This window comes from Streptomyces sp. NBC_00554, assembly GCF_041431135.1.
Taxonomy (GTDB): Bacteria; Actinomycetota; Actinomycetes; order Streptomycetales; family Streptomycetaceae; genus Streptomyces.
In genome coordinates this window covers 4,830,779-4,851,798 of sequence record NZ_CP107799.1, presented here as the reverse complement: position 1 = coordinate 4,851,798, position 21,020 = coordinate 4,830,779, and the positions used below count along the sequence as shown (strand labels likewise).

Sequence of the window (21,020 nt, the reverse complement as noted above, 5' to 3'; positions counted from 1 at the left end):
CGGAGGCCCGATGTCCTGACCGTGCGGCGGGCCTTACGCTCGTGCCCGACATGGAGACGACACGAAACTGGGCGCTTCCGGGGCTGCTCGTCGCCGTGCAGGTGGTGTTGCTGTGGCCCGGGGCCGGTCTGGTGGAGACCGGGACACCGGGTCCGGTCGGTGTCGTCGGCATTTTCGTCGCCGTCGCGGTGGAGACCGTAGCGCTGAGCCTGCGGCGGCGCGCGCCCGTGCGGGCGCTGGCGTGGACCCTGGGTGCGTCGGCGCTGGGCCAGGCCACGGCGTACGACGCATACGCGGATCTCGGCCTGTTGGTCGCCCTCTTTTCCGTCGCGGTCCGAAGTCCCGTCGCGGTCACCTCGCGTGCCTTCGCCGCGGCCGTCGGCACGTCCTGGCTGCTGGCGGCCGTACGGCTCGGGTTCCACCCCGCGCTCGCCACCCAACTGGCGCTGGTGGCAGCCACGTACGTCGTCTGCGCGGGCCTCGGGCTGGCGCGGCGGCAGTGGCTGGCCGGCAGGCTGGCGGCGGCCCGCCTGCTGGCCGGGGCGGAGGAGAGTCGGCAGCAGGCCGGCGAAGCCGAACGAGGCAGGCTCGCACGCGAGTTGCACGACGTCAGCGCACACCATCTGACCTCGGTCGTGGTAACGGTGGACGTGGCTCGCAGACTCGGCGACCGCAAGCCCGAACTCGTCGCCGAGGCACTGGAGTTCGCCGAGCGGACGGGGCGCGAGACCCTGGCGGCGATCCATCGGCTGGTCGCGGTGATGCGGGACGCGGGCCACGCCGACGCCCGGCCGATGACCGGACGCATCCATGAACTCGTCTCCGGATTCGGCCGGTTGGGCCGCCCGATCGTCACCGAGATACCCGACGACCTCGCCGGACCCGCCGCCGAAGCGGTCCACGGCATCGTGCGCGAGGCCCTCACCAACGCCCTGCGGCACGCGCCCGGAGCTGCTGTGCGGGTCGTCGTAGGCCGTGCGGGCGGGACGCTGGAACTGACTGTCGACAACGCCGCCGCACGCGGCACCGCCGACTACGGGGGAATGGGATCCGGCAGGGGCGTCACGGGCATGCGGGAGCGCGCGGCGGCCGTCGGCGGGGAACTGACGGCGGGACCCGGGCCCGACGGGGGCTGGCGCGTGCGCGCCCAACTGCCCGACACCACAGGGCCTCGACAGTCCGACGTACGTCCCCGACGGCGCGACTTCCTCCGCGAGCAGAGACTGACGGACACCGCGCTCGCCTTTACCGCGACCGTGCTCCCCCTGGTCTTCCTGCTGGTGGACGCGGAGGACTGGAAACCCCACGACGGCACGACCGGTCCTTGGGTCATCGGCCTGGTGTCCGCGCTGCTCGCTCTGCACGCGCTGCCGCTGCTGTGGCGGCGACGCGCACCCTGGTCGGTTCTTGCCGCGGTGCTGGCCACGTCGTGGCTGTGGCCGGTGGCCTGTGTGTCGGCCCCGCTGTCAGGACGGGTGTCGCCCTTCCTGGCGGGCGGTCTGGTGGTCGAGATGCTGGCCGTGTACGCCCTGGGAGCCTACGGTCGCGGCGCCGCGTACACCTGGCCCTCGCCGCTCGTGGCCGCGGGTGCGAGCGCCGGTGTGCTGACCGTGACGGCCGCCGCCGACGGCGCGCTGGTCGGCGACGAGGGCCCTTCGATACTCACCGTGGCGCTGATCATCGTGCCGCTGGGCATGCTGCTGTGTCTGATGTTCGCCCTGGCATGGGGAACGGGGCTGTTGGTCCGCGGTCGACGGCTGCGCGCTGTGGCCCGCGACGATCTCGCCCTCAGCAACTCCCTGTGGGAGGCGTACTCCGCGGCGGGTGCCGAGCGGTACCGGCTGGCGGCCCGGCTGCGTGACGCGGTGCTCCACCGCACCTCCTCGCTCGTCGAACTCGCCCACCAGGGACGGCTGGACGAGGTGGCCGCCGAGGCCCGCGCGACGCTCGCCGCCATGCGGGAACTGCTCCACGAGATGAACGACGTACATCCGCGCTCACCGCAACCCACCGTGGCCGACCTCGACGCACTGTGCCGGACAGCGGGCCCCGCAGGCCGGAAGGTGACCGTGCGCGGCATCCCCGAATCCGCCGCGGGGTTGCCGGAGTTGGTGATGGCGACGGCGTACCGGATGGTGGAAGCGGCGCTCGGCGCGGGGGACCGGGGGCCCGCCCGGGTGAGCCTGCGGCGGCGCCGGGGAGCGCTGCACCTCACGATCACCGGCGTACGCCTGGCGGTGAACGGCCCGGTGACGGAACGCCTACGGGTGCAGGCCACCGCCGCGCAAGCCCGCGTCACCTTCGAACCGACAGGTACGGTAAGGGCGTTGCTGCCTCTGCGGACCGGACCGAGTCCGGACGCCCCGGCCCAGGAGGTGTCCCCGTCGCCACACGCGTGATGGTCGTCGACGACCAGGCGGTGGTCCGCGCAGGGTTCGCCGCCATCGTCGACGCCGAACCCGACATGACCGTGGTCGGCGAAGCCGGCGACGGTGCGAGTGCCGTGCAGCTCGCCACCCGCGAGGCGCCCGACCTGGTCCTGATGGACATCCGGATGCCCGGCATGGACGGCCTGACCGCGACCCGTTTCATCACCGCGCTGGAGACGGGCCCCCGCGTTCTGGTGCTCACCACCTTCGACCTCGACGCCTACGTGTACGAGGCGCTGCGGGCCGGCGCCTCGGGCTTCCTGCTCAAGGACGCCCAGCCCGAGGAGCTCCTGACCGCGCTGCGTGTCGTCGCCTCCGGCGAGGGCATCCTCGCCCCGGCCGTCACCCGCCGCCTGATCGACACCTTCGCCCAGGGCGCGCCCCCGCCGCCCGCCGTAACCGGCGCCCTCGGCCAACTCACCCCGCGCGAACGGGAAGTGCTGCTCCACATCGCCTCGGGCCTCGCCAACGCGGAGATCGCGGCCACCCTGGGCGTGACCACCGGAACCGTCAAAACCCACGTCAACGCCCTGCTCACCAAGCTGGGGCTGCGGGACCGGGTGCAGGCGACCATCCTGGCGTACGAGAGCGGCCTCGTCCGCCCAAGGGGCGCGCCCGCCGGTTGACTTGGGCTCGGTATCTCGTGATGTCAGGAGAACAGTAGGCGCCAGGTCAGCGGTCCGGGGGTGCCGTCGGCGTCGCCGCGCAGTTCCTTCCGTGACTTCTGGAAGTCCCGTACGTTCAGCCGGTCCGCCTCGCCCCAGGTCCTGCTCGGGCCGACCTTGTAGTGATCGCCGAAGCCGCGCTTCACCAACTGCTTGCCGAGCTGCAGGACGTACGCGTTCGACGCCCCGGCCACGAAGTACTTGCGTCCCGGGAACGCCGGGACCTTCGGCTTGGCGGGTGTGGTCGGCTCCGGGGTGTCGTCGCCCAGATCCAGGTCCGCCTTCGCGTGCTTGAGGAGCCTGGCGAAGTCGATCGCGCCGGGGTCGCCATGGACGTTCTCGGGCACGTGCATGTGCCCGCACACTCCCTTGAAGTCCGTCCACTGCGCGGCCTTCAGCCGCTGGCCTGCGCGGTTCGCGTACGAAGTGGGGTACGCGGGCCACGACTTCGGGCCGGACAGCGGTACGCCGTGCTCCTCGTGCATCCAGGCCAGGAAGCGGGCGACGCCCTGCAGTGCCCAGTCGGGCGCGTCCGGCCAGTAGATGTGCGCCCGGCCCGCGGCCTTCCACTTCGCGTGCGTCGCCGGGTCGCAGGTGCCGACCAGCTCGACCTGGCACACGTTCATGGTGTTGGTCTCGACGCCGCCCCGCAGATTGACCAGCGCTCTGGAGGAGGTCTCTATGTCGAAGTGCTGGTACCACTTCAGCTTCTTGGCGGCGAGGTCGGGGACCGCCGTCAGGTTCGGTGCGGAGGAACCGCCGCCGTATCCGGGCAGGCTGGAACCCTCCGTGGTGTGCAGGACGACGACATTGACCTGCATGGCGTCGCCGCCGAAATCGTCCTGGTACCAGTTCGACCGGCTTGCGGCGGGGTATCGCTGGGGCCCTGTCTTGGTGCTCATCACAGACTCCTGAGGTGGCGGAGGATTTCTTCAATCCTCGAAGACCGGCCACCCCGGCACATCGGCTCAGAACCTGATCTCCGCACCGACGGTCTGTATCCGGAGATAGAGGGCGGACTACGACCGAGGTCGCATCCCGCGCTCCATCTGCCGGCCCGGTTCAGCGGCCGGAAGGTACGCCCTCCCCTTCCCGGTCGAGAATGCCGAGCAGGATGACGTCGAGGGCCCCGTCGAGCCGGTCGCGCAGGTCGAAGGGGGCGGGTTCCACCCGGATCCAGCGCAGGACCGTGGAGAAGTAGCTGGCGGCCAGCATGGCGCCGACCTGGTCGGCGTCGACGCCTGTCCGGAGCTCGCCGCGCTGCCGTCCCCGCTCGGCGATCTTCGCCAGTTCGATCTCCAGGGACCGGTCGTGCAGGAGGCTGCCGACCCGGGCGCCGGCGTCCATCAGGACGGTGGTCTCCGGCCGGGAGGCGATATTGAGCTCGGCCATCTCCCGTAGGTAGCGGCGCAGTTGGTCGCCCGTCGACAGGTCCTCCAGCTGCGACGAGCCGAGGATCTCCGCGACCCGCGCCCGCCGCCGGGCGCCCCACTCCTCCAGGAAGCCGACCTTCTGGGAGAAGTGGTTGAAGACGGTGGCCCGGGCCACGTCGGCGGCCTCCGCGATCTGCTCCATGGTCGTCGTCTCGTAGCCCTGGGTGACGAACAGGTCCAGCGCGGCGGCGTAGAGCTGATCGCGCACCTGCCGGCGCTTGCGCTCGCGGCGTCCGGTGGGCCGGGTGTCCGCTGCGGCTGTGGCTCCTGCCTCCGGGATCTGCATGGCCCCCAGTACAGCACGGGCGTGCACGGGTCTTGACCCGCCCGACCCCTCCTATTTACATTGCAGTCCATTGGTGGACTTGAGTCCATCAATGGACTCAAGTCTTGCACTGGAGGCAGCGTGGCTTCCCTGGTTTCTCCCCTCCGCCCGGTCGATCTCGGCCGTGGCTGTCATGCGTGGATCCCGAGCGCCGGCGGCTGGGGAATGAGCAACGCCGGATTGGTCACCGGCCGCGGCGAGTCCCTGCTCGTCGACACCCTCTTCGACCTGCACCTGACCGGGGCCATGCTGGCCGGCCTTGCGCCGCTGACCGACACCGCGCCCATCTCGACCGTGGTCAACACCCACGGCAACGGCGATCACTGGTTCGGCAACCAGCTCGTGGCCCACGCCGAGATCATCGCGGCCCGCGGATCGCTGACCGACATGCGGCAGGCGGGCCCGGCCGAGGTGCGGGCGCTGCTGGCCGAGGACAGCGACGCCGGACGCTTCGCCCGCCGGATCTTCGCCCGCTTCGACTACCGCGATGTCCGACCCGTCCTTCCGAACCGGGTGTTCGAAGGCGAGACGGTCCTGGACATCGGCGGGACGGAGGTCCGGCTGATCGACGTGGGAGCCGCACACAGCGCCGGAGACACGATCGTCCATGTCCCGAGCGCGCGGACCGTCTACACCGGTGACATCGTCTTCGTCGGCGCCACCCCCCTCGTATGGCACGGCCCGTTCGCGGGCGGGCTCGCCGCCTGCGACCTGCTGCTGGGCCTCGACGTGGACACCGTCGTGCCCGGACACGGCCCGGTCACCACCAAGGCGGCCGTCCGGACCGTCCGCGACTACCTCTCGTACGTCCATGAAGAGGCCACCGCCCGCTTCACCGCCGGAATGCCGGCCGCGGACGCGGCACGGGACATCCGCCTCGGCCCCTTCGCCGGCCTCGATGAAAGCGAACGCCTCGCGGTCAACGTCTACACGGTCTACCGCGAACTCGACCCCGGCCTGCCCCCGCTCGACGGCCCCCAGCTCTTCGGCCGCATGGCCTGCCTCGCCCACCCCTGAGCCGCCTCCGTGGCCGCTTCCCCTCGGCCATGACCCGCACCCAGCAAGGAGGAGACATGGTCTCCAGCCCCGCCTACGACCCACCCGCCGCCGCCCCTTCCAGCGCGCCGGCCGTCCTGCGTCCGGGCACCCTCATCGCCGGATGCCTGGCCGTCTGCCTCGCCCAGATCGGCCTCGTCCTGCCCGCCGCGATCAACGGTGTCATCCAGCGCTCCCTGGGGACCTCCGGCGCCGAACTCACCTGGATCAGCGACGCGTTCCTCGTGCCCGCCGCGGTCCTGGCGCTGACCTTCGGTGTCGTCGGGGACCTGTACGGCCGCAAGAAACTCCTGGTGGGCGGCGCCCTGCTGGCGGCGGTCGGCTATCTGGTCTCCGCCACCGCCGACTCGGCGGCGCAGCTGATCACCGGCCAGGCGCTGTCCGGCATCGGTGCCGCGGCCCTCTTCCCAGCCTCCCTCGCCGTGATCATCGCCGGGACCCCGACACCGGCGGCCCGCGCCCGGGGCCTGGCCTCCTGGACAACCGCGCTGTCCCTGGGCGCCCTCATAGCCCCGCTGCTGTCCGGGGCGGTCGTCGAACACACCTCGTTCCACTGGGCGTTCGCGGCCACCGGCATCCTGGCGCTCGCCACCGCGGTCGCGGCCTGGCGGCTGACCACCGAATCGAGCGCACCCGAAGGCCGCTCGCTGGACTGGCCGGGGCAGATCACCATCGCCCTCGCCCTGCTGGCCCTGCTCTACGGCATCATCCAGGGCCCCACCGACGGCTGGGGGTCGGTGACGGTCGTCGGCTCCTTCGTCCTCGCCGCGGTGATGCTGGGGGCGTTCATCGCGGCCGAGTCGCGCAGCAAGTCTCCGATGCTGCGCCTGGAGCTGTTCCGCAATCGGGCGTTCTCGGCCTCGGCCGCCATGGCGGTGATCGGCATGTTCGGCTTCCTGGGCGGCGCGTACGACCTGAGCATCCGGCTCGGTGTCATCCAGCACCAGAGCCCGCTGCGGGCCGCGGTGCCGTTCCTGATCATCCAGGCCGTCACCCCGCTCATCTGGCCGCTCCTTGTCCGCCTGCTCCAGCGGGTGGGGCCGGGTCCGATGCTGGTCACCGGCTTCGTCTCGCTGGCCGTCGCCCAGCTGTGGCTGCGTGCCGTGCCGGTGCACGAGACCGGAATTCCCGCCCTGCTGGGGCCACTTGTTCTCAACGGCGTCGGCTTCGGACTGGTCGTCGCCGCCATCACCGCCGCCGCCGTCAACGTCGTGGCTCCCCATCTCACCGGCATGGCCGCCGCGACGACCAGCCTGGTTCGCGACCTCGGCCAGACCCTCGGCCCCGCGGTCGTCGGCGCGGTCGCCCTCGCCGTGGCCACCGACCAGCTGACCGGCAGCCTCGGTGCGGCGGCCCTCACCCCCGCCGAACACGGCACGGCCACGGCCGTTCTCGAGGGAGGCGGCCCGCTCGCGCTGCACACCGCCGACCTGGGCCCCCTCAGCGCCAAGCTCGCCCCGCTCACCGAACGGGCCCTGGCGGACGGATACGCCGATGTCCTCCTGCTCACCGCCGGCGCCTGCGCGACCGCCGCCGTCATCGCCGCCGTATTCCTGGGCGTGAGGCCGCGCGCCGCCGCCCAGCTGGAAGGGAGCCGGTCATGAGGTTCGCGACCTTCCTGTACGGCGGCCGACGGCAGTCGGGAGTCGTGGTGGACGACAAGGTCCACCCCTTCGAAGTCCCTGCGGAACTACAGGAGTTCATCAAGGCGGGAGAGGACATGTTGCGCACGGCAGCTGCGGACGCCCTGGCCGGGACATCGCCCCTGCCCCTGGCCGACGTACGACTGCTGCCGCCTCTGCAGCCGCCCACGGTGCGGGACTTCTTGACCTTCGAGCGTCATGTGGAGGGCATGGCGCTCGGACACGGCGACACCGTCCCCGAAGAGTGGTACCAGGCGCCCACGTTCTACTTCAGCAACCCCTACGCGATGATCGGCGCCCACGACGACGTGCCCGTCCCACCCGGTTGCGAGCGCTTCGACTTCGAACTGGAAGTAGCTGCGGTCATCGGCAAGTCGGGCCGCAACCTCAGTCCGGCGCAGGCCCGCGAGCACATCATCGGCTACACGATCCTCAACGACTGGTCCGCCCGCGACCTGCAGGGCCGCGAGATGAGAGTCGGACTGGGCCCGGCCAAGGGCAAGGACTCCGCCACCACCCTCGGCCCCTGGCTGGTCACCGCCGACGAACTCGAACCCCACCGCACGGCCGACGGCTTCCTCGACCTCCACCTCACCGTCGAGGTCAACGGCGAGACCGTCGGCCAGGACAGCCTCGCCGACATGGCATGGACCTTCGAGGAGATGACGGCCTACGCCTCCCGCGGCACCTGGGTCCGCCCCGGCGACGTCCTGGGCTCCGGCACCTGCGGCAACGGCGGCTGTCTGGCCGAACTCTGGGGCCGCCACCTGGTCCCGGAACCGCCACCGCTCGCTCCCGGAGACACGGTCACCATGACCGTCCAGGGCATCGGAAGCATCAGCAACACCGTGGTCGAAGGGATGCCGCCCGTACCCGTACCCCGCGCCCGTCACAGACACTGAACGTGTCCGGTTGGTGGGCCGACGGAAGGCGCCGGCCCACCAACCGGATTCCCGGTCCCTTGCCGCGGGGCGGTGTCAGGGGCAGCGTGTGGTGACGCCGCCGGTCTCGTCGCCCTTGAGGTAGATACCGCTGACGTAGCCGACGCCGCCCGCATTCAGCGGCAGACGGACCCACTTGTCGTTGGTGACACCCTCGGCGGTCACGCTCTGACCGACCACCCAGCACTCCGCCGGGTAGGACTCACCCGGGTACACCTTGCTCTTGGCCTCACACGAAGTCGACGCACACGAACGGACATTGGCCTCCGCCCACGCCGTCACCGTCGCCGAACCACCACCACCGCTGTCCGGCATGAAGGTGACGTCCACCCAGCCGTTGTCGGTCATACCGAGGCCGTCCCAGAAGGTGCCGTCCGCGACGTCGATGCCGGCCGGATTCGCCGCTCGTCGGCCGAACTCGTCGAGCCCGCCGTTGTAGCCGTTTTGGTACGCCGCCTGAGCCTCGGGGGTGCCCTGCGGCAGATCGCGCCACATCTCCCGCTGCGCGGGCGGGTTCCAGTAGTCGTCGCGGGTGTTCCACGGGCCTACGTCCCACACGGGCGCGGTCTCGCAACGCCCCTGGTAGCACAGCCGCACCTGGTACTCGTGTCCGCCGTTGACCGCCAGCATCCGTCGCGAGGGCAGGGCCACGAAGTGGTCGCGGGGCTGGATGACATGGCCGTTGGCGGTGGTCTGCCCGGTGAGGCCCTCCCGGGTGGCGAACAGCCGGTAGGTGGGACCGGACGCGGCCGCCGACAAGCCGTTCTCCGGGGTCTGCTGCGGCGCGGGCTGCTCGGCCGCGGCCGCGACGGTGACGGCGTGGACGGTGGGTGAAGCACCGCCGGGGACGCCGAGCAGGGTGAGCCGGACCTGGAGGAGGGAGACCGCCTGCGGCAGCCGGACCGCGCCGGCGCCGTCTATGGTCCGCCACTGCGTCCAGGTGCCCGGGTGGTTGCTGCCCCGGATCTCGGTCTGCACCTTCGTGCCGGTGGGGAGCTCCGCCTCGGTCAGCACGGTGAACGCCGTGAGCTGGCGGCCGAGGCTTCTGCCGGGCGAGGTGTACACGGCGTGGGAGGCGCCCCGTACAGACGGTGTCCGGGCTCTGCTGTTCTCGACGGTGATCCCGTCCGGACGGGAGGCGACGTTGCCCCGCTCGGCCTCCGGTCCCGACAGGTCGATGCGCCAGCTGTCCTGACGTTTCTGATCCTGCGCGGCGGCGGACGGCACCGTCAGGCCCGTCAGGACGAGCAGCAGACACAGGACCTGCGTTGCCCACAGCGGCGTACGCCACTTGGCACGCACGGATACGACACGCACGGGTTCCCCCTTGGTGGATGCGGACTTGGTGGATGTGGACGACTTGGTGGATGCGGACGACGGTCCAGGACTACCGCCCCCACCGGGCGCCGTCTCTCCGCAAACTTCCGGATGCCCCGGGGGGCCGCCGCGCGCCTAGGGTCCGTGCTCCGGCCTGCCGTCCCCCAGCGGGCGGGGCCGGACCACCGCACCCCACGGCTCGTCAGAAGCCGCTACCTCATGGGAGGAACCCAAGTGCGTCTTGGTCTGAACGGGATGAACCTGCGGGCCGGCCTGCTGGCCGCGGCGGCGGCCCTGCTGCTGCCCCTCGTGGCGGCCGCCCCCGGCCACGCGGCGACGAACGGCTCCGCCGCCGCCACCGCCTTCGCCGGCTCCTGCCCGGCCGCCGGCGTGGTCACCCAGGGCTACAGCAGCGCCCACGACGGTGTCGACATCGCGAACTCGCTCGGCACCCCTATATACGCGGTCGGCGCCGGCGAAGTCATCGCCTCAGGCCCTGCCCAGGGCTACGGCCAGTGGATCCGCATCCTGCACTCCGACGGCACCGTGACCGAGTACGGCCACATGTACCAGCGGGACGTCTCCGTCGGCCAGCAGGTGTCGGCCGGTCAGCGCATCGCCCTGATGGGCTCCGAGGGCGACTCCACCGGCGTCCACCTGCATCTGCGGGTGCGGGTCGGCACCTCCACCTCGATCCGCGGCATCGACCCGGTGCCGTACCTGAGCGACCGCGGAGTCGGGCTGCCGTGCACGCCCGGCGGTGGCGGTGGTGGTGGTTCGGCGACGGTGACGGCGTGGGCGGAGGCCAATGTCCGTTCGTGTGCGTCGACTTCGTGTGAGGCCAAGAGCAAGGTGTACCCGGGTGAGTCCTACCCGGCGGAGTGCTGGGTGGTCGGTCAGAGCGTGACCGCCGAGGGTGTCACCAACGACAAGTGGGTCCGTCTGCCGCTGAATGCGGGCGGCGTCGGCTACGTCAGCGGTATCTACCTCAAGGGCGACGAGACCGGCGGCGTCACCACACGCTGCCCCTGACCACCGGCCGCGGCGGCCCACCCGGGGGCCGGGCCGCCGCGACCCGCGGCTCAGCCGGCGCAGGCCAGGACGTCAGCCGGTGCAGGCCGGGACGGAGGGCTTGCTCCTGGTCCGCACCTCGGGCAGCCAGGCGGTGGTCCGCACGGTCTCCGCACCCTTCTCCGCCGTGGGCAGCCGCACCCGGTACCACCGCGACGACCGGACGCCCGCCTCGTCGGTGATGGGGATGCCCCGCTCCAGACCGCACTCGACGGCGAGGACATCGCCGTGCCACACCCGGGTCTGCACAACGTTGTCCAGGACGTACGCCATGGTGGGGTCGATGGCCAGGCCGAGGCTGCACAGCGGGTGCCGGTCGGTGCTGGCGCGGCACTTGTCGTCGGCGTTGTACACGCTCAGCCGCGCCTCCGGCGCCCGCCCGGAGGCGCCGTCGGAGCCTCCCCACTGCCACCAGGCGCCGCCGCCCGCGCCGAGCAGGGCCAGCGCCGCACCGGCGGCCAGGGCCACGGCCCGCTTACGACTCCGCGGCCGGGCGGCCGGGCTGTCGTCCCCCTGCCCGGCGGCCCGGATGCGTTCCAGCAGGCTGTCCGCCGTGTGCGCCGCACGCTCGACGTGGGCGGGCAGGAGGCAGTCGGCGGCCAGGGTGCGCCAGAACTCCGGCACCACGACGTGCAGCCTGAGCGGCGCCCTGCCCTCGGCGTACTCCTGGACCGCCGAGGCGCGGGAGGTGAAGGTGGCCCCGGGGAAGGGCGAGGCACCCCCGCTGAACACCTGATGGATCATCACGCCCAGGGCCCACACGTCGGCGGTGGGCCGCACCTGCACCCCGCGTTCGTCCAGCGGGGCCCTCCAGCGCTCGGGCGGCAGGTAGTCGGGCGATCCGAGGGGCGGGATGTAGCCGTGGGTGCCGCGCGTCCCCTCCAGCTCGACGGTGAGACCGAAGTCGGAGAGCCGTACCGAACCGTCCGCCATGATCAGCACGTTGTCCGGCTTCAGGTCGCCGTGCACCCAGCCGAGCCGGTGCAGGTGGGCCAGCCCCTCGCAGATCTCGGTCACCAGCCGGTCCGCTTCCGGCAGGGGGTTGCCGTCCGCGGCGTCCAGCAGGTCTTGGAGGCTGCTCTCGGCCCGCTCCATGACCAGTACGACGGCGCCGTCCAGTCCGGGCACCTCGCTGTCGCCGAGCACCACGGAGTCCAACAGCCGCATCAGCCGGGGATGGTGTGCCCGGCTGCCGAACTCGATCTCGCGCCGCGCCGTCTCCGCCAGCCGCGCGGCCTGCCGGGGAGCCAGCCCCGAGGTCGGCAGGAACTTCAGCGCGACCCGGTGCGGTGCTTCGGCGCCGCCCTCCGCGGCCTCCGCCTCTGCCGGGGCCGCCGCGTCCTCCGACGCCTCGCGGCCCTCGTAGACCTGCCCCCAACCACCGTCGGCTATCGGCTCGGTGACCTCCCAGCGGCCTACGCGGAAGCCTCGGGGTATCCGGCCGGCGGTCTTGGCGGAGTCGTTGTGGTCCGACCCGTCGGTCCGGCCCTGGTTCGTCTCGTCGGTGCGGCCGTGACTCGATTCGCCGGTGCCGCCGGTGCCGCCGGTGCCGCCGGTGCCTGTCTCGCCGGTCTCGTCGGGATGCGGTTCGCCGGTCCGGTCGTGGTCCGTCTCGCCGGTCCCGCCGGGTCTCGGTTCGTCGGTCCCACCAGGGCCCGTCTCCCCGGTCCCGCCGCGACCCGGTTCGCCCGTCCCCCCGTCGACCGTCTCGTCGTACGTCTCGCCCGTACCGCTCACCGGTTACCCCCGGACGGTGCCGGTGCCGGGAGCGGGAGGCCCGGGGCGCGGGACGGCAGCAGTGCCAGGTGCTCCTCGCGGACCAGGCCGAAGCGCAGTGCGACGCCGACGACGGCCTCGCGCTTGCCGGTACGCCGCGTACCGCTGCCCGAGGCGTCGACGTCCTGCGGCCCGCGCACCCGTAGCTTCTGCTCGGCCAGGTAGTCGATGTGGGCGCTGACCGCCCGCGCGGTCAGCCGCGACAGCGCCGGGTGGGCGCGGATGCGTTCCACGACCTGCGGGGTGCTCGGCACGGAGACGGCCGACTCGTCGCGCAGCCGCGGTTCGCAGAGCGCCACCAGGACGAGGAAGTACGTGGCGGTCTCGTCCAGGGAGTAGGCGTTGAGGGTACGGGTGCCCCAGGCGCCGCCGGGATCGTCCGCGTCGAGGTAGACGTGGTCGGGCGCGAACACCTGGAAGCTCACCGTGGAGCCCCGGGTGGGCAGCACGACCCGGGCGAACTCGAAGGGGATCGGCGCCCCCGACCGGCGCGGCGGGACCCGCAGGTACTCCCCGGCCCCTTCGGGGTTCTCGACCAGGTAGCTGTGGGTGGTGGAGAAGTTGGTGAGCTGCCAGTGGTCCTCCGTCACCCGGATCTCCCCGGCGAGCCGGGAGACGGCCGGGTCGGGCAGCAGCAGTTCGACCGGATGCGCCTTCGTGCCCCGGCCGAAGCGCGCGGTCTCCCCCGGTCCCAGGCGCCGGGTCGTCGTCGGCTCCGTTCGGTGCGCTGACGGCAAATGGATCAGTATGCCGCTCATCGGCAGATTTTCCTTCCCCCGCTTTTCGGCTGGTCAGGCCGCCGGGCATCGTAGCCCCCGGGGGTACCCCGTACGGGCTTCGCTGCGCGTGCGTTGGCTGGATTCCGCCGGAGGCCGGGGGCGGCCGTCCGCCCGGTCGGCGCACGGGGAAGGAGGCGGAGGGCCCCCGTGGATTCCGTTCCACGTGGGGCCCTCCGCCACTCGTCCAGCGCTTCTTACGAGGAACAGACGGGCACTCCGGGGAGCTGGTTCCCCGGCGAGGTGATGTAGATGTTGGTCACGTAGCCGCCGTACTGGGGGAGATAGGCCCACCACGTGTTCGTGTATGGCGGAATGGTGACTTCCTGGCCCAACTTCTGGCAGCTCACCAGGACTTCCACGCCGGCCGGCAGCGTCGTCAGCGGCGCGGAGTCGACGGTGGTGGGCCGCGGGCGTACGTTCACGCCCGAACTCCAGGTGCCGAACCAGGTTCCCGACGGGCGGACGGCGCCCGGCACGTCGAGGGAGCGGGTGAGCCGGCCCAGGTCCGTGTAGGCCGTGCCGTACGGGGTGCCGTCGGGGTGCAGGGTGAACACGGCCACGATGGTGCGGTCGCCGGCCCCGACCGTGCCGGTGGTGTGCAGCGCCTCCCGCGTCAGGTCGACGGCGGCCGCGGCCCGCTGAGCGGACCCCTGGACCCCCGCTGCGGCGAAGGCGGTCGTCGGGGGCTTGGGGGTGCAACCGCCGGAGCTGCCGAAGCCGGACCAGCCCTGCTTGACCGCCCACGGCCGCTCGAAGGAGCCCGCGATGCCGAAGTGCTGGTCGAACCCGTCGGTGCCGCAGCGCGTCGACTGCCGCAGGTTGCCCATCACGTAGTCGCGCACCGGCGCCGAGGCGGTGTCCAGGATGTACCGGTAGATCCGTACCGTGTCGGCGGCCGACAGGGCCACGTACCCCCAGGTTTCCTCGTACCCGGCGGGCGGGTTGGCGGTGTCGGTCAGGCCGAGCTGCGCCACCGTCCGGTCGATGATCGCCGTCCGCCCGCCGAGGTCCCAGTAGTAACTGGCCGCGGTGTCGTCGCTGCTGCGCAGCATCGAGTCGAGCCGGGTGCGGTCGGCGGCGGACAGGGTGCGGGGGTCGTGGGTGCGCAGGTAGTCGAGGGCGATTAGCAGTTTCACCACCGAGGCCGAGCGGAACTTCAGGGTCTCGTTGATCCGCTCGGTGAAGGTCCCGGTCGTACGGTCGAAGACCGCCACGCCGGCGGTCACGCCCGCCGGTATCTCGGCCTGCGTGGCACGGGCCGGTGCGGCGGTGGCCCGTGGCGTCCCGGTCAGGCCCAGCACTGTTGCGGCCAGGGCGAGGACGGCGGCGTACGCACCGAGTCGCCGCAGGCGTGTCCCGCGCCGGTTAGGCGGTCGCTCGACGGCCGAACTGCCGTGGCGGGTGGTCGGACTGTTCACAGTGGGTTCCCCTTTTCGGTCGGGCCGCCGCGGTGCGTGGTACGGGCACCGGTACGGGCCGGGCAGCAGCCTCGCGCCGGCGCTCCTCGGCTCCGACCGGTGGCGGCGGGAGCACGCTAGGTCGCTCACCGGCCCTGCGGTATCCGGAAGTTGACGGGGTCCGCGCCGCATGCCGGTGGGTTGCCCCGGCCCTACCCCACCTGCATGCGGGGCGTCATTCCGTGAACTTCCGGATGACGCACGGGACCTCGCCCCGGATACGTTCCGCAGCGTCCGGCCGCCCCGCACAGCATCGGTCGGGTGCCACGAGTTCGGTCCGGACCGGGGACCGTCTCCCCGGCGGCGGATCACCGTCCACGACGCGAATCGACGAAACGACGAAACGACACGAGGAGTTCCGATGAGCGGCAAGGATCTGCTCCGGACGCTCGCCGTCACGGGCCTGCTGCTCGTCACGGCCTGCTCCGCCGCCGACCGGCCGGCCGAGGACACCGGCGGCCGGCTGCGTACCGGACTGACCGACGCGGAGCGCAAGACCCTCGGCGGGGCCGAGGAGCGGCTGATCGCCGGCTGTATGCGGGACAAGGGGTTCGAGTACGGGCTCGACCCGGACGGGCCGCGCGGCGAGGTACCCACCCGCCGCTTCGGCCTGGACGACGTCGCCTGGGCCCGCGCGCACGGCTACGGTCTGGCCGAGGCGGCCCGGTCCGGCAACCGGGGCGGGAAGGCCGCGGCCGGGAAAAGTCCCCAGGCGCGCTACATCGCCTCCCTCCCGCCGCGCCGCCAGGCCGAGTTCGACCGCGCCCTGAACGGCACCGACCGCGACGCGATCGTCGTCCCGGCGCCCGGCCGCGGCCAGATCTTCACCAGCGCCGACGGCTGCCAGGCCGACGCCCGCCGAGGGCTCTACGGCGATCTGCGCAAGTGGACCGAGGCCAAGGCGGCCGTGGTGAACCTGGAGTACCTCACCTTCGACGACGTGGTGGCGGAACCGAGCTACACCAAGGCGCTGGCCGGCTGGAAGGCCTGCATGAAGGCACGGGGACTGGCCTACCCGAGCTCTTCGGAGGCCATCGGCGCCGTGGTGGAGGAGAACCGGTCCCGCACCGCCGAGGAGGCACGGAAGCGCGAGGTGACCGTCGCCGTCGCCGATGCCGAGTGCAACCGCGCGGCCGGGCTGGCCAGGACCGGAGCCCGCCTGCAACGCGAGCACGTGCGGGACGCCGCGCGCAACGAGTTCGCCCGCCAGACCCGCTACTACACCCAGGCGGTCACCACCGCGCTGGACCGAGCCCGCTCCGTAGCCGGCTCCGACTGAGACCGCACCACCAAGTAACCCATCAAGTAACCCACCAGAAGGAGAACGCCATGCGCATCACCAAGCGCGCCCTGCTGGGGCTGGCCCTGGCCGCCACCCTGATTCCGATCGCCGCCACCACCGCCCAGGCCGGGGGCACGAAGCCCACCTGGAGCCGGGAGAATCCCGGCAACTGCCCGGAGGGGTTCCTGTGCGTCTACAAGGGGATCAACTACGACCTCGCCGACGCAGGCATTGCCAAGTTCCAGTTCGACAACCCCATCTGGTCGGACACCGACAACCGGTACATCGCCCACGAGGACTCGTCCTGGTTCAACAACGGCACCGGAAGCTCGTACAGCTCCGTGGAGGTCTTCGCGGACAACGGCTACGGCGGGAACTCCTTCTGCCTGGACAAGGGCTGGGGCAACAAGTGGGACGAGGTGGCGAACGACCAGGGCGAGGCCAACCGCTGGGTGAACGGCCCCTGCTGACCCATCGTCACCACTGACCACCCCCGCCGCTCGCGCCGGCCCCCCCCGGCGCGAGCGGCGGCGTCACTTGCCTTGTCGCCTCACCGCAGCGCGCTCTTCTCCTGCCACTCGCTCCACGAGAGATTCCACGCACCGAACCCGTTCCCGGGCGCGACCACACCCTTGGTGTCCTTGCCGGTGATCTCGAACGGGTCGCCCGGCCGCACCTGCCCGTAGAACCAGGACGCGTTCGCGTCGCTCATCCCTATACATCCGGAACTGTGGTTGGAGTTGCCGAAGTAGCGGGCGTTCCACGGGGCGGCGTGCGCGTACATGCCCGACCAGGTCAGCCGCATCGAGGAGTTGACCATCTTGTCGTAGGCGTCGCCCAGGCCCACCGTCTCGGAGTTCATGTTGATCGTGCCCTCCTTGGCCATGAGCACGGCGGTTCCGCGCCAGGAGCGCTTGTCACCGCCGGGTGTGCCACCGGAGACCGGTATGCGCCGGACCGTCTCGCCGTCGCGTACGAGGGTGAGTTGGTGGCTGTCGAGGTCGACCTTGACGATCTGCTGGGCGCCGATGGTGAAGGTGGTCGTGTAGTCGCGTACGAACCAGCCGCCGGCCGCGCCCGAGTCGGTGCCGTTCAACTCGCCGTTCAGCGTGACCTTGGTCCCTGGCTTCCAGTACGTCTTGGGCCGCCAGTCCACCCGGTCCCTGCCCGACCAGTCGGTTATCCAGCCCCAGGAGCCCTCGGTGTTGTTCGAGGTGGTGATCCTGAGCTGCTTCTCGACCTCGGCCCGGTTCTTCACCGGGTTGTCGAAGACCAGGGAGATCGGCTGGGCGATGCCGACGGTGGAGTTGGCGCCCGGTCGCCAGTCGACCTTGTTGACCTTGTCCGCCGGAGCCGTGGTGAAGGTGGCCTTGGTGCTCTTGGCGGTTCCGCCCTCGGTCCTGGTCGCCGTCGTCACCGTGTAAGCCGCGCCGGGTATGGCCTTGCGGTCGGAGACCCAGGACCGGCCGTCGGCGGCGACCTTGCCGGCCAGCCGGTGGCCCTCGGCGTCGGCGACGGTCACCGAGGTGAGCCGGCCGCCCGCGGCCGTGACCTTCACGGGCTTGCCCGCCGGGACCTGTTCTCCCGTGGGTGTGACGGTGACCGTGACAGGGCGGTCGGCGGCGCCCGGCTTGGCGTCCGGCTTGGTGTCCTGGGCACCGGAGGATCCGCTCGACGAGCAGGCGGCGAGCGGCGCCAGCAGGGCGGCCGTGGCGGCGGCTACCACGGCGGCCCGGACGCGGGCATGGGCGAGTACGCGTGTGCGGGGCAACCGGGACAACGGGACCTCCGGGAAGGGTGAGAAAAGGGGTTGGCCGAGTCGGCGATGTCGTGACTGTAGAGCCGTAAAACCCGAGGTCAGCCGCTGTGGAGCAATGTGACGACGACTGGTGAGGAACGGTCATGGTCCCGTCACACTCACCGCGCGGAGCGGTCATGGTCCGCTGTGAGCATCCTTTGCAACCCCGCGAAAAGGCCCGCGAAAAGGCCCGGGGAGAAGGAGAGGCTCAGACTGTGTCAGCGCTGCTCGTGCCGCCCAGCCGCGTGCCCCAGCCACGGAACCCGGGCGTGGCCCTGCGACCCATCACCGCGGAGACCTACCGCGCCTTCCTCGCGTCCCCCGACGGCGCCGCCCTCGGCGCCGGTTTCCTCCAGTGCCCGTCCTGGGCCGACGTCAAGGAGGGCTGGCGCTCCCAACTGCTCGGCTGGGGGCCGGATCCGGAGGCAGGCCGACTGACCGGCGTGGCCCTGGTCCTGCTGCGGCAGTTCCCCGGCACCCGCAAGTACTTCGCCTACCTCCCAGAAGGGCCCGTCGCCGACTGGAACGACCCCGATGTCGACGGCTGGCTCGGTCAGCTGCTTGAACACCTGCGCCGCACGGGCGCCTTCGCCGTGCGCATCGGCCCGTCGCCCGCCTACCGGCGCTGGGACGCCGCCCTGCTCAAGCCGCTCGCCGGCCCTGGCCGACGCCTGGGTGACGTCCTCGCCAGTGAGGTCGACCCGCTCGGCACCGCCGTCGCCGAGCGGCTGCGGGCCCGGGGCTGGCGCCGCTGCGGTGGTGACGGGACCGGAACGGATGGGGATGCCCAGCCCCGGCACGTCTTCCATGTGCCGCTCGCCGGACGCACCACGGAGGACCTGTGGTCCGGGCTCAACCAGGAGTGGCGCCGCAATGTACGCCGAGCCCGGAAGGAGGGCGTGGAGGTGGTGGTGGGCAGTGCGGCCGAACTCCCCGAGTTCCACCGGCTGTTGGGCATCACCGAGCGACGCGACGGTTTCCGGCTCGGCCGCTCGCTCGCCTACTACGAGCGCCAGTACGCCGCGCTCAACGCCGAGGAACCGGGCCGGATGAAGCTGTACCTCGCCCGTCACCAGGGAGAGATCCTCGCCGCCCACACGATGATCACGGTGGGCCGCCGGGCCTGGTACCAGACCGGCGCCTCGGCCGACCACCGCCGCGAGGTCCGGCCCTCCAACGCCCTGCAGTGGCGGATGCTCCTTGACGCCCACGCCCTCGGCGCCGACGTCTACGACATGCGCGGGGTACCCTCCACTCTCGATCCTGAGGAACGTACGTACGGACTGCTGCGGTGGAAGCTCGGCACCGGGGGACAGGTCGTCGAGACGTTGGGGGAGTGGGAGAGACCATTGGGCGGCAGCGCCAACCACGCGCTCCACCGCGCCTTCCAGGCGTACCTGAACCGCCGATGACGCAGACGGCCCCGACGACCCCGACCACCACCGCACCGACGAAGACGGCGGCCCGCGGCAGCGCCGTCATGGCCGCCGGATCCATCGTCTCCCGAGCCACCGGCTTCGCCCGCTCCGCCGTCGTCGCGGCAGCGCTCGGCACCATCGGCCCGGTCGCCGACGGTTACGCGGTCGGCAACGCCCTGCCCACCATCGTCTACATGCTGCTCCTCGGCGGCGCGCTGAACGCCGTCTTCGTGCCCGAGCTGGTCAAGGCCGCCAAGGAGCACGACGACGGCGGTACGGCGTACACCGACCGGCTCGTCACCGTCTGCGTCCTCGCCCTGCTGGCGATCACCGCGACCGCGGTGTGGGCGGCTCCCGCGATCATCGACGCGTACACCGACTACACCGGCCCGCAGGCGGCCATGACCACCGCGCTCGCCCGCTACTGCCTGCCCCAGATCTTCTTCCTCGGCCTGTTCACCCTGCTCGGCCAAGTACTCAACGCCCGCGGCCGGTTCGGCGCGATGATGTGGTCGCCGGTCCTCAACAACCTTGTCGTGATGACCGTGTTCGGGCTGTACCTGGCCCTCGCCATGGGCGGCGGCGACACGCTCACCGCGACCGAGACCGCCGTGCTCGGCTGGGGCACGACCGCCGGTATCGCCGTCCAGGCACTCGCCCTCGTCCCCGCGCTGCGCGCGGCCCGCTTCCGCTGGCGGCCCCGATTCGACTGGCGCGGCAGCGGACTGACCCGCCCCCTGCGGGCGGCCGGCTGGCTGGTGCTCCTTGTCCTGGCCAACCAGGCCGCGTACTGGGTCACCACCCGCCTTGCCACCACCGCGGGCCTCGACGGCGGCCCCGGATACGGCGCGTACAACAACGCCTATGCCCTGTGGGTCGTACCGCACGGCATCATCACGGTCTCCGTGGTGACCGCGCTGATGCCCCGGATGAGCGCGGCCGCCGCCGACGGGGACACCGACGCCATGCGCCGCGACGTCTCCCACGCCCTGCGCATCTGCGCCTCCGCCGTGGTCCCCGCCGCCTGCGCGCTGTTCGCCCTCGCCCAGCCGGTGATGGCCCTCGTCTTCGGGTACGGCAGGACGGGCGCCGACGACACGGCCGCCATGGCCGGGATCCTGATGGCCTTCGCGCCGGGACTTCTCGCCCTGTCGGGCCAGTACGTCCTGTCCCGCGCCTTCTACGCGCTCTCCGACACCCGTACGCCGTTCCTGCTCAACCTCGTGATCGTCGCCCTGAATGCGGGACTGTCCCTGGCCGCCGCACACCTGCTGCCGGCCCGCTGGGCCGTGACGGGCATGGCGGCGGCGTACTCCCTGGCGCTGTGCGCGGGCTGGGCGGTGACCGGCCTGGTGCTGAGCCGCCGGCTCGCGGTCGTACGCCCCCTGCGCTCGTCCGCCGTCGGCGCCCACGCGCGGCTGCTGCTCGCCGCCGTCCCCGCCACCGCGCTCGGCCACTTCGCGGCCCTGGGCACGGCACGAGCGGGGTCCCTGGTCGCCGCAACTGCCGGGGCGGCTGTTGTCGTCCTCACCTTCGCTGTGCTCGCCCGTCCACTGCGCCTCGCCGAACTCGACGCGCTGCTCTCCGGCGTACGCCGCAGACGCACCCGGACCTGACCATCACCTAGGGA

17 protein-coding genes are annotated in these 21,020 nt (G+C 71.9%); 10 read left to right on the top strand and 7 right to left on the bottom strand.

The annotated features are described in order from the left end of the window. Positions 1-50: 50 nt before the first annotated feature. Positions 51-2,399 carry a histidine kinase gene (locus tag OG266_RS21140; protein WP_371547793.1) on the top strand — a complete coding sequence of 783 codons (2,349 nt, stop codon included), beginning with the start codon at positions 51-53 and terminating at the stop codon, positions 2,397-2,399. Further along, a complete protein-coding gene (locus tag OG266_RS21135; protein ID WP_371547792.1) occupies positions 2,399-3,055 on the top strand; it encodes a response regulator in 657 nt (218 codons plus the stop codon). The genes OG266_RS21140 and OG266_RS21135 overlap by 1 nt, the downstream gene beginning before the upstream one ends. A 23-nt stretch (positions 3,056-3,078) precedes the next feature. Here the strand turns inward: OG266_RS21135 and OG266_RS21130 are convergent, their stop codons facing one another. Together OG266_RS21130 and OG266_RS21125 are read right to left on the bottom strand one after the other, a co-directional pair. After that, positions 3,079-3,996, bottom strand: coding sequence for a peptidoglycan-binding protein (locus tag OG266_RS21130; protein ID WP_371547791.1), 918 nt, complete (start codon positions 3,994-3,996; stop codon positions 3,079-3,081). 160 nt (positions 3,997-4,156) lie between these two features. Further along, on the bottom strand, positions 4,157-4,813 hold the full coding sequence (locus OG266_RS21125) for a TetR/AcrR family transcriptional regulator (RefSeq protein WP_266457812.1): 657 nt from the start codon (positions 4,811-4,813) through the stop codon (positions 4,157-4,159). Positions 4,814-5,017: 204 nt separating this feature from the next. Between OG266_RS21125 and OG266_RS21120 the strand changes: the two genes are divergently transcribed. Genes OG266_RS21120 through OG266_RS21110 form a run of 3 tightly spaced genes read left to right on the top strand, consistent with a single transcriptional unit; the run spans position 5,018 to position 8,453 of the window. After that, positions 5,018-5,869 carry an MBL fold metallo-hydrolase gene (locus tag OG266_RS21120; protein ID WP_266457810.1) on the top strand — a complete coding sequence of 284 codons (852 nt, stop codon included), beginning with the start codon at positions 5,018-5,020 and terminating at the stop codon, positions 5,867-5,869. 56 nt (positions 5,870-5,925) lie between these two features. Next, on the top strand, positions 5,926-7,512 hold the full coding sequence (locus OG266_RS21115; protein ID WP_371547789.1) for an MFS transporter: 1,587 nt from the start codon (positions 5,926-5,928) through the stop codon (positions 7,510-7,512). Then, positions 7,509-8,453 carry a fumarylacetoacetate hydrolase family protein gene (locus OG266_RS21110; protein ID WP_371547788.1) on the top strand — a complete coding sequence of 315 codons (945 nt, stop codon included), beginning with the start codon at positions 7,509-7,511 and terminating at the stop codon, positions 8,451-8,453. Before OG266_RS21115 ends, OG266_RS21110 begins: the two co-directional genes overlap by 4 nt. A gap of 75 nt (positions 8,454-8,528) precedes the next feature. On the opposite strand, the gene OG266_RS21105 is transcribed toward OG266_RS21110, so the two are convergent. After that, entirely contained in the window at positions 8,529-9,809 is a 1,281-nt protein-coding gene (locus tag OG266_RS21105; RefSeq protein WP_371547787.1) for an SH3 domain-containing protein, read from the bottom strand. Between the two features lie 234 nt (positions 9,810-10,043). On the opposite strand from OG266_RS21105, the gene OG266_RS21100 reads away from it, so the two are divergent. After that, a complete protein-coding gene (locus OG266_RS21100) occupies positions 10,044-10,841 on the top strand; it encodes a peptidoglycan DD-metalloendopeptidase family protein (RefSeq protein WP_371547786.1) in 798 nt (265 codons plus the stop codon). A 72-nt stretch (positions 10,842-10,913) separates the two neighbouring features. Here OG266_RS21100 and OG266_RS21095 read toward each other — a convergent pair whose 3' ends face one another. From OG266_RS21095 to OG266_RS21085, 3 genes are all read right to left on the bottom strand, one after another. Next, positions 10,914-12,617, bottom strand: a complete 1,704-nt coding sequence (locus tag OG266_RS21095) for a serine/threonine-protein kinase (protein ID WP_371547785.1) — start codon at positions 12,615-12,617, stop codon at positions 10,914-10,916. Then, entirely contained in the window at positions 12,614-13,414 is an 801-nt protein-coding gene (locus tag OG266_RS21090) for a serine/threonine protein kinase (protein WP_371547784.1), read from the bottom strand. The genes OG266_RS21095 and OG266_RS21090 overlap by 4 nt, the downstream gene beginning before the upstream one ends. 215 nt (positions 13,415-13,629) lie before the next feature. After that, positions 13,630-14,784 carry a hypothetical protein gene (locus OG266_RS21085; RefSeq protein WP_371552892.1) on the bottom strand — a complete coding sequence of 385 codons (1,155 nt, stop codon included), beginning with the start codon at positions 14,782-14,784 and terminating at the stop codon, positions 13,630-13,632. 469 nt (positions 14,785-15,253) lie between these two features. Between OG266_RS21085 and OG266_RS21080 the strand changes: the two genes are divergently transcribed. After that, entirely contained in the window at positions 15,254-16,171 is a 918-nt protein-coding gene (locus tag OG266_RS21080; protein ID WP_371547783.1) for a hypothetical protein, read from the top strand. Between the two features lie 50 nt (positions 16,172-16,221). After that, on the top strand, positions 16,222-16,644 hold the full coding sequence (locus tag OG266_RS21075) for a peptidase inhibitor family I36 protein (protein WP_266457797.1): 423 nt from the start codon (positions 16,222-16,224) through the stop codon (positions 16,642-16,644). A gap of 80 nt (positions 16,645-16,724) precedes the next feature. Here the strand turns inward: OG266_RS21075 and OG266_RS21070 are convergent, their stop codons facing one another. Continuing rightward, on the bottom strand, positions 16,725-17,945 hold the full coding sequence (locus tag OG266_RS21070) for an Ig-like domain-containing protein (protein WP_371547782.1): 1,221 nt from the start codon (positions 17,943-17,945) through the stop codon (positions 16,725-16,727). A 242-nt stretch (positions 17,946-18,187) separates the two neighbouring features. Between OG266_RS21070 and OG266_RS21065 the strand changes: the two genes are divergently transcribed. Further along, positions 18,188-19,384: a lipid II:glycine glycyltransferase FemX gene (locus tag OG266_RS21065; protein ID WP_371547781.1), complete on the top strand. Its 1,197-nt coding sequence runs from the start codon at positions 18,188-18,190 to the stop codon at positions 19,382-19,384. Next, positions 19,381-21,006, top strand: coding sequence for a murein biosynthesis integral membrane protein MurJ (gene murJ / locus OG266_RS21060; RefSeq protein ID WP_371547780.1), 1,626 nt, complete (start codon positions 19,381-19,383; stop codon positions 21,004-21,006). Before OG266_RS21065 ends, murJ begins: the two co-directional genes overlap by 4 nt. Positions 21,007-21,020: the final 14 nt, after the last annotated feature.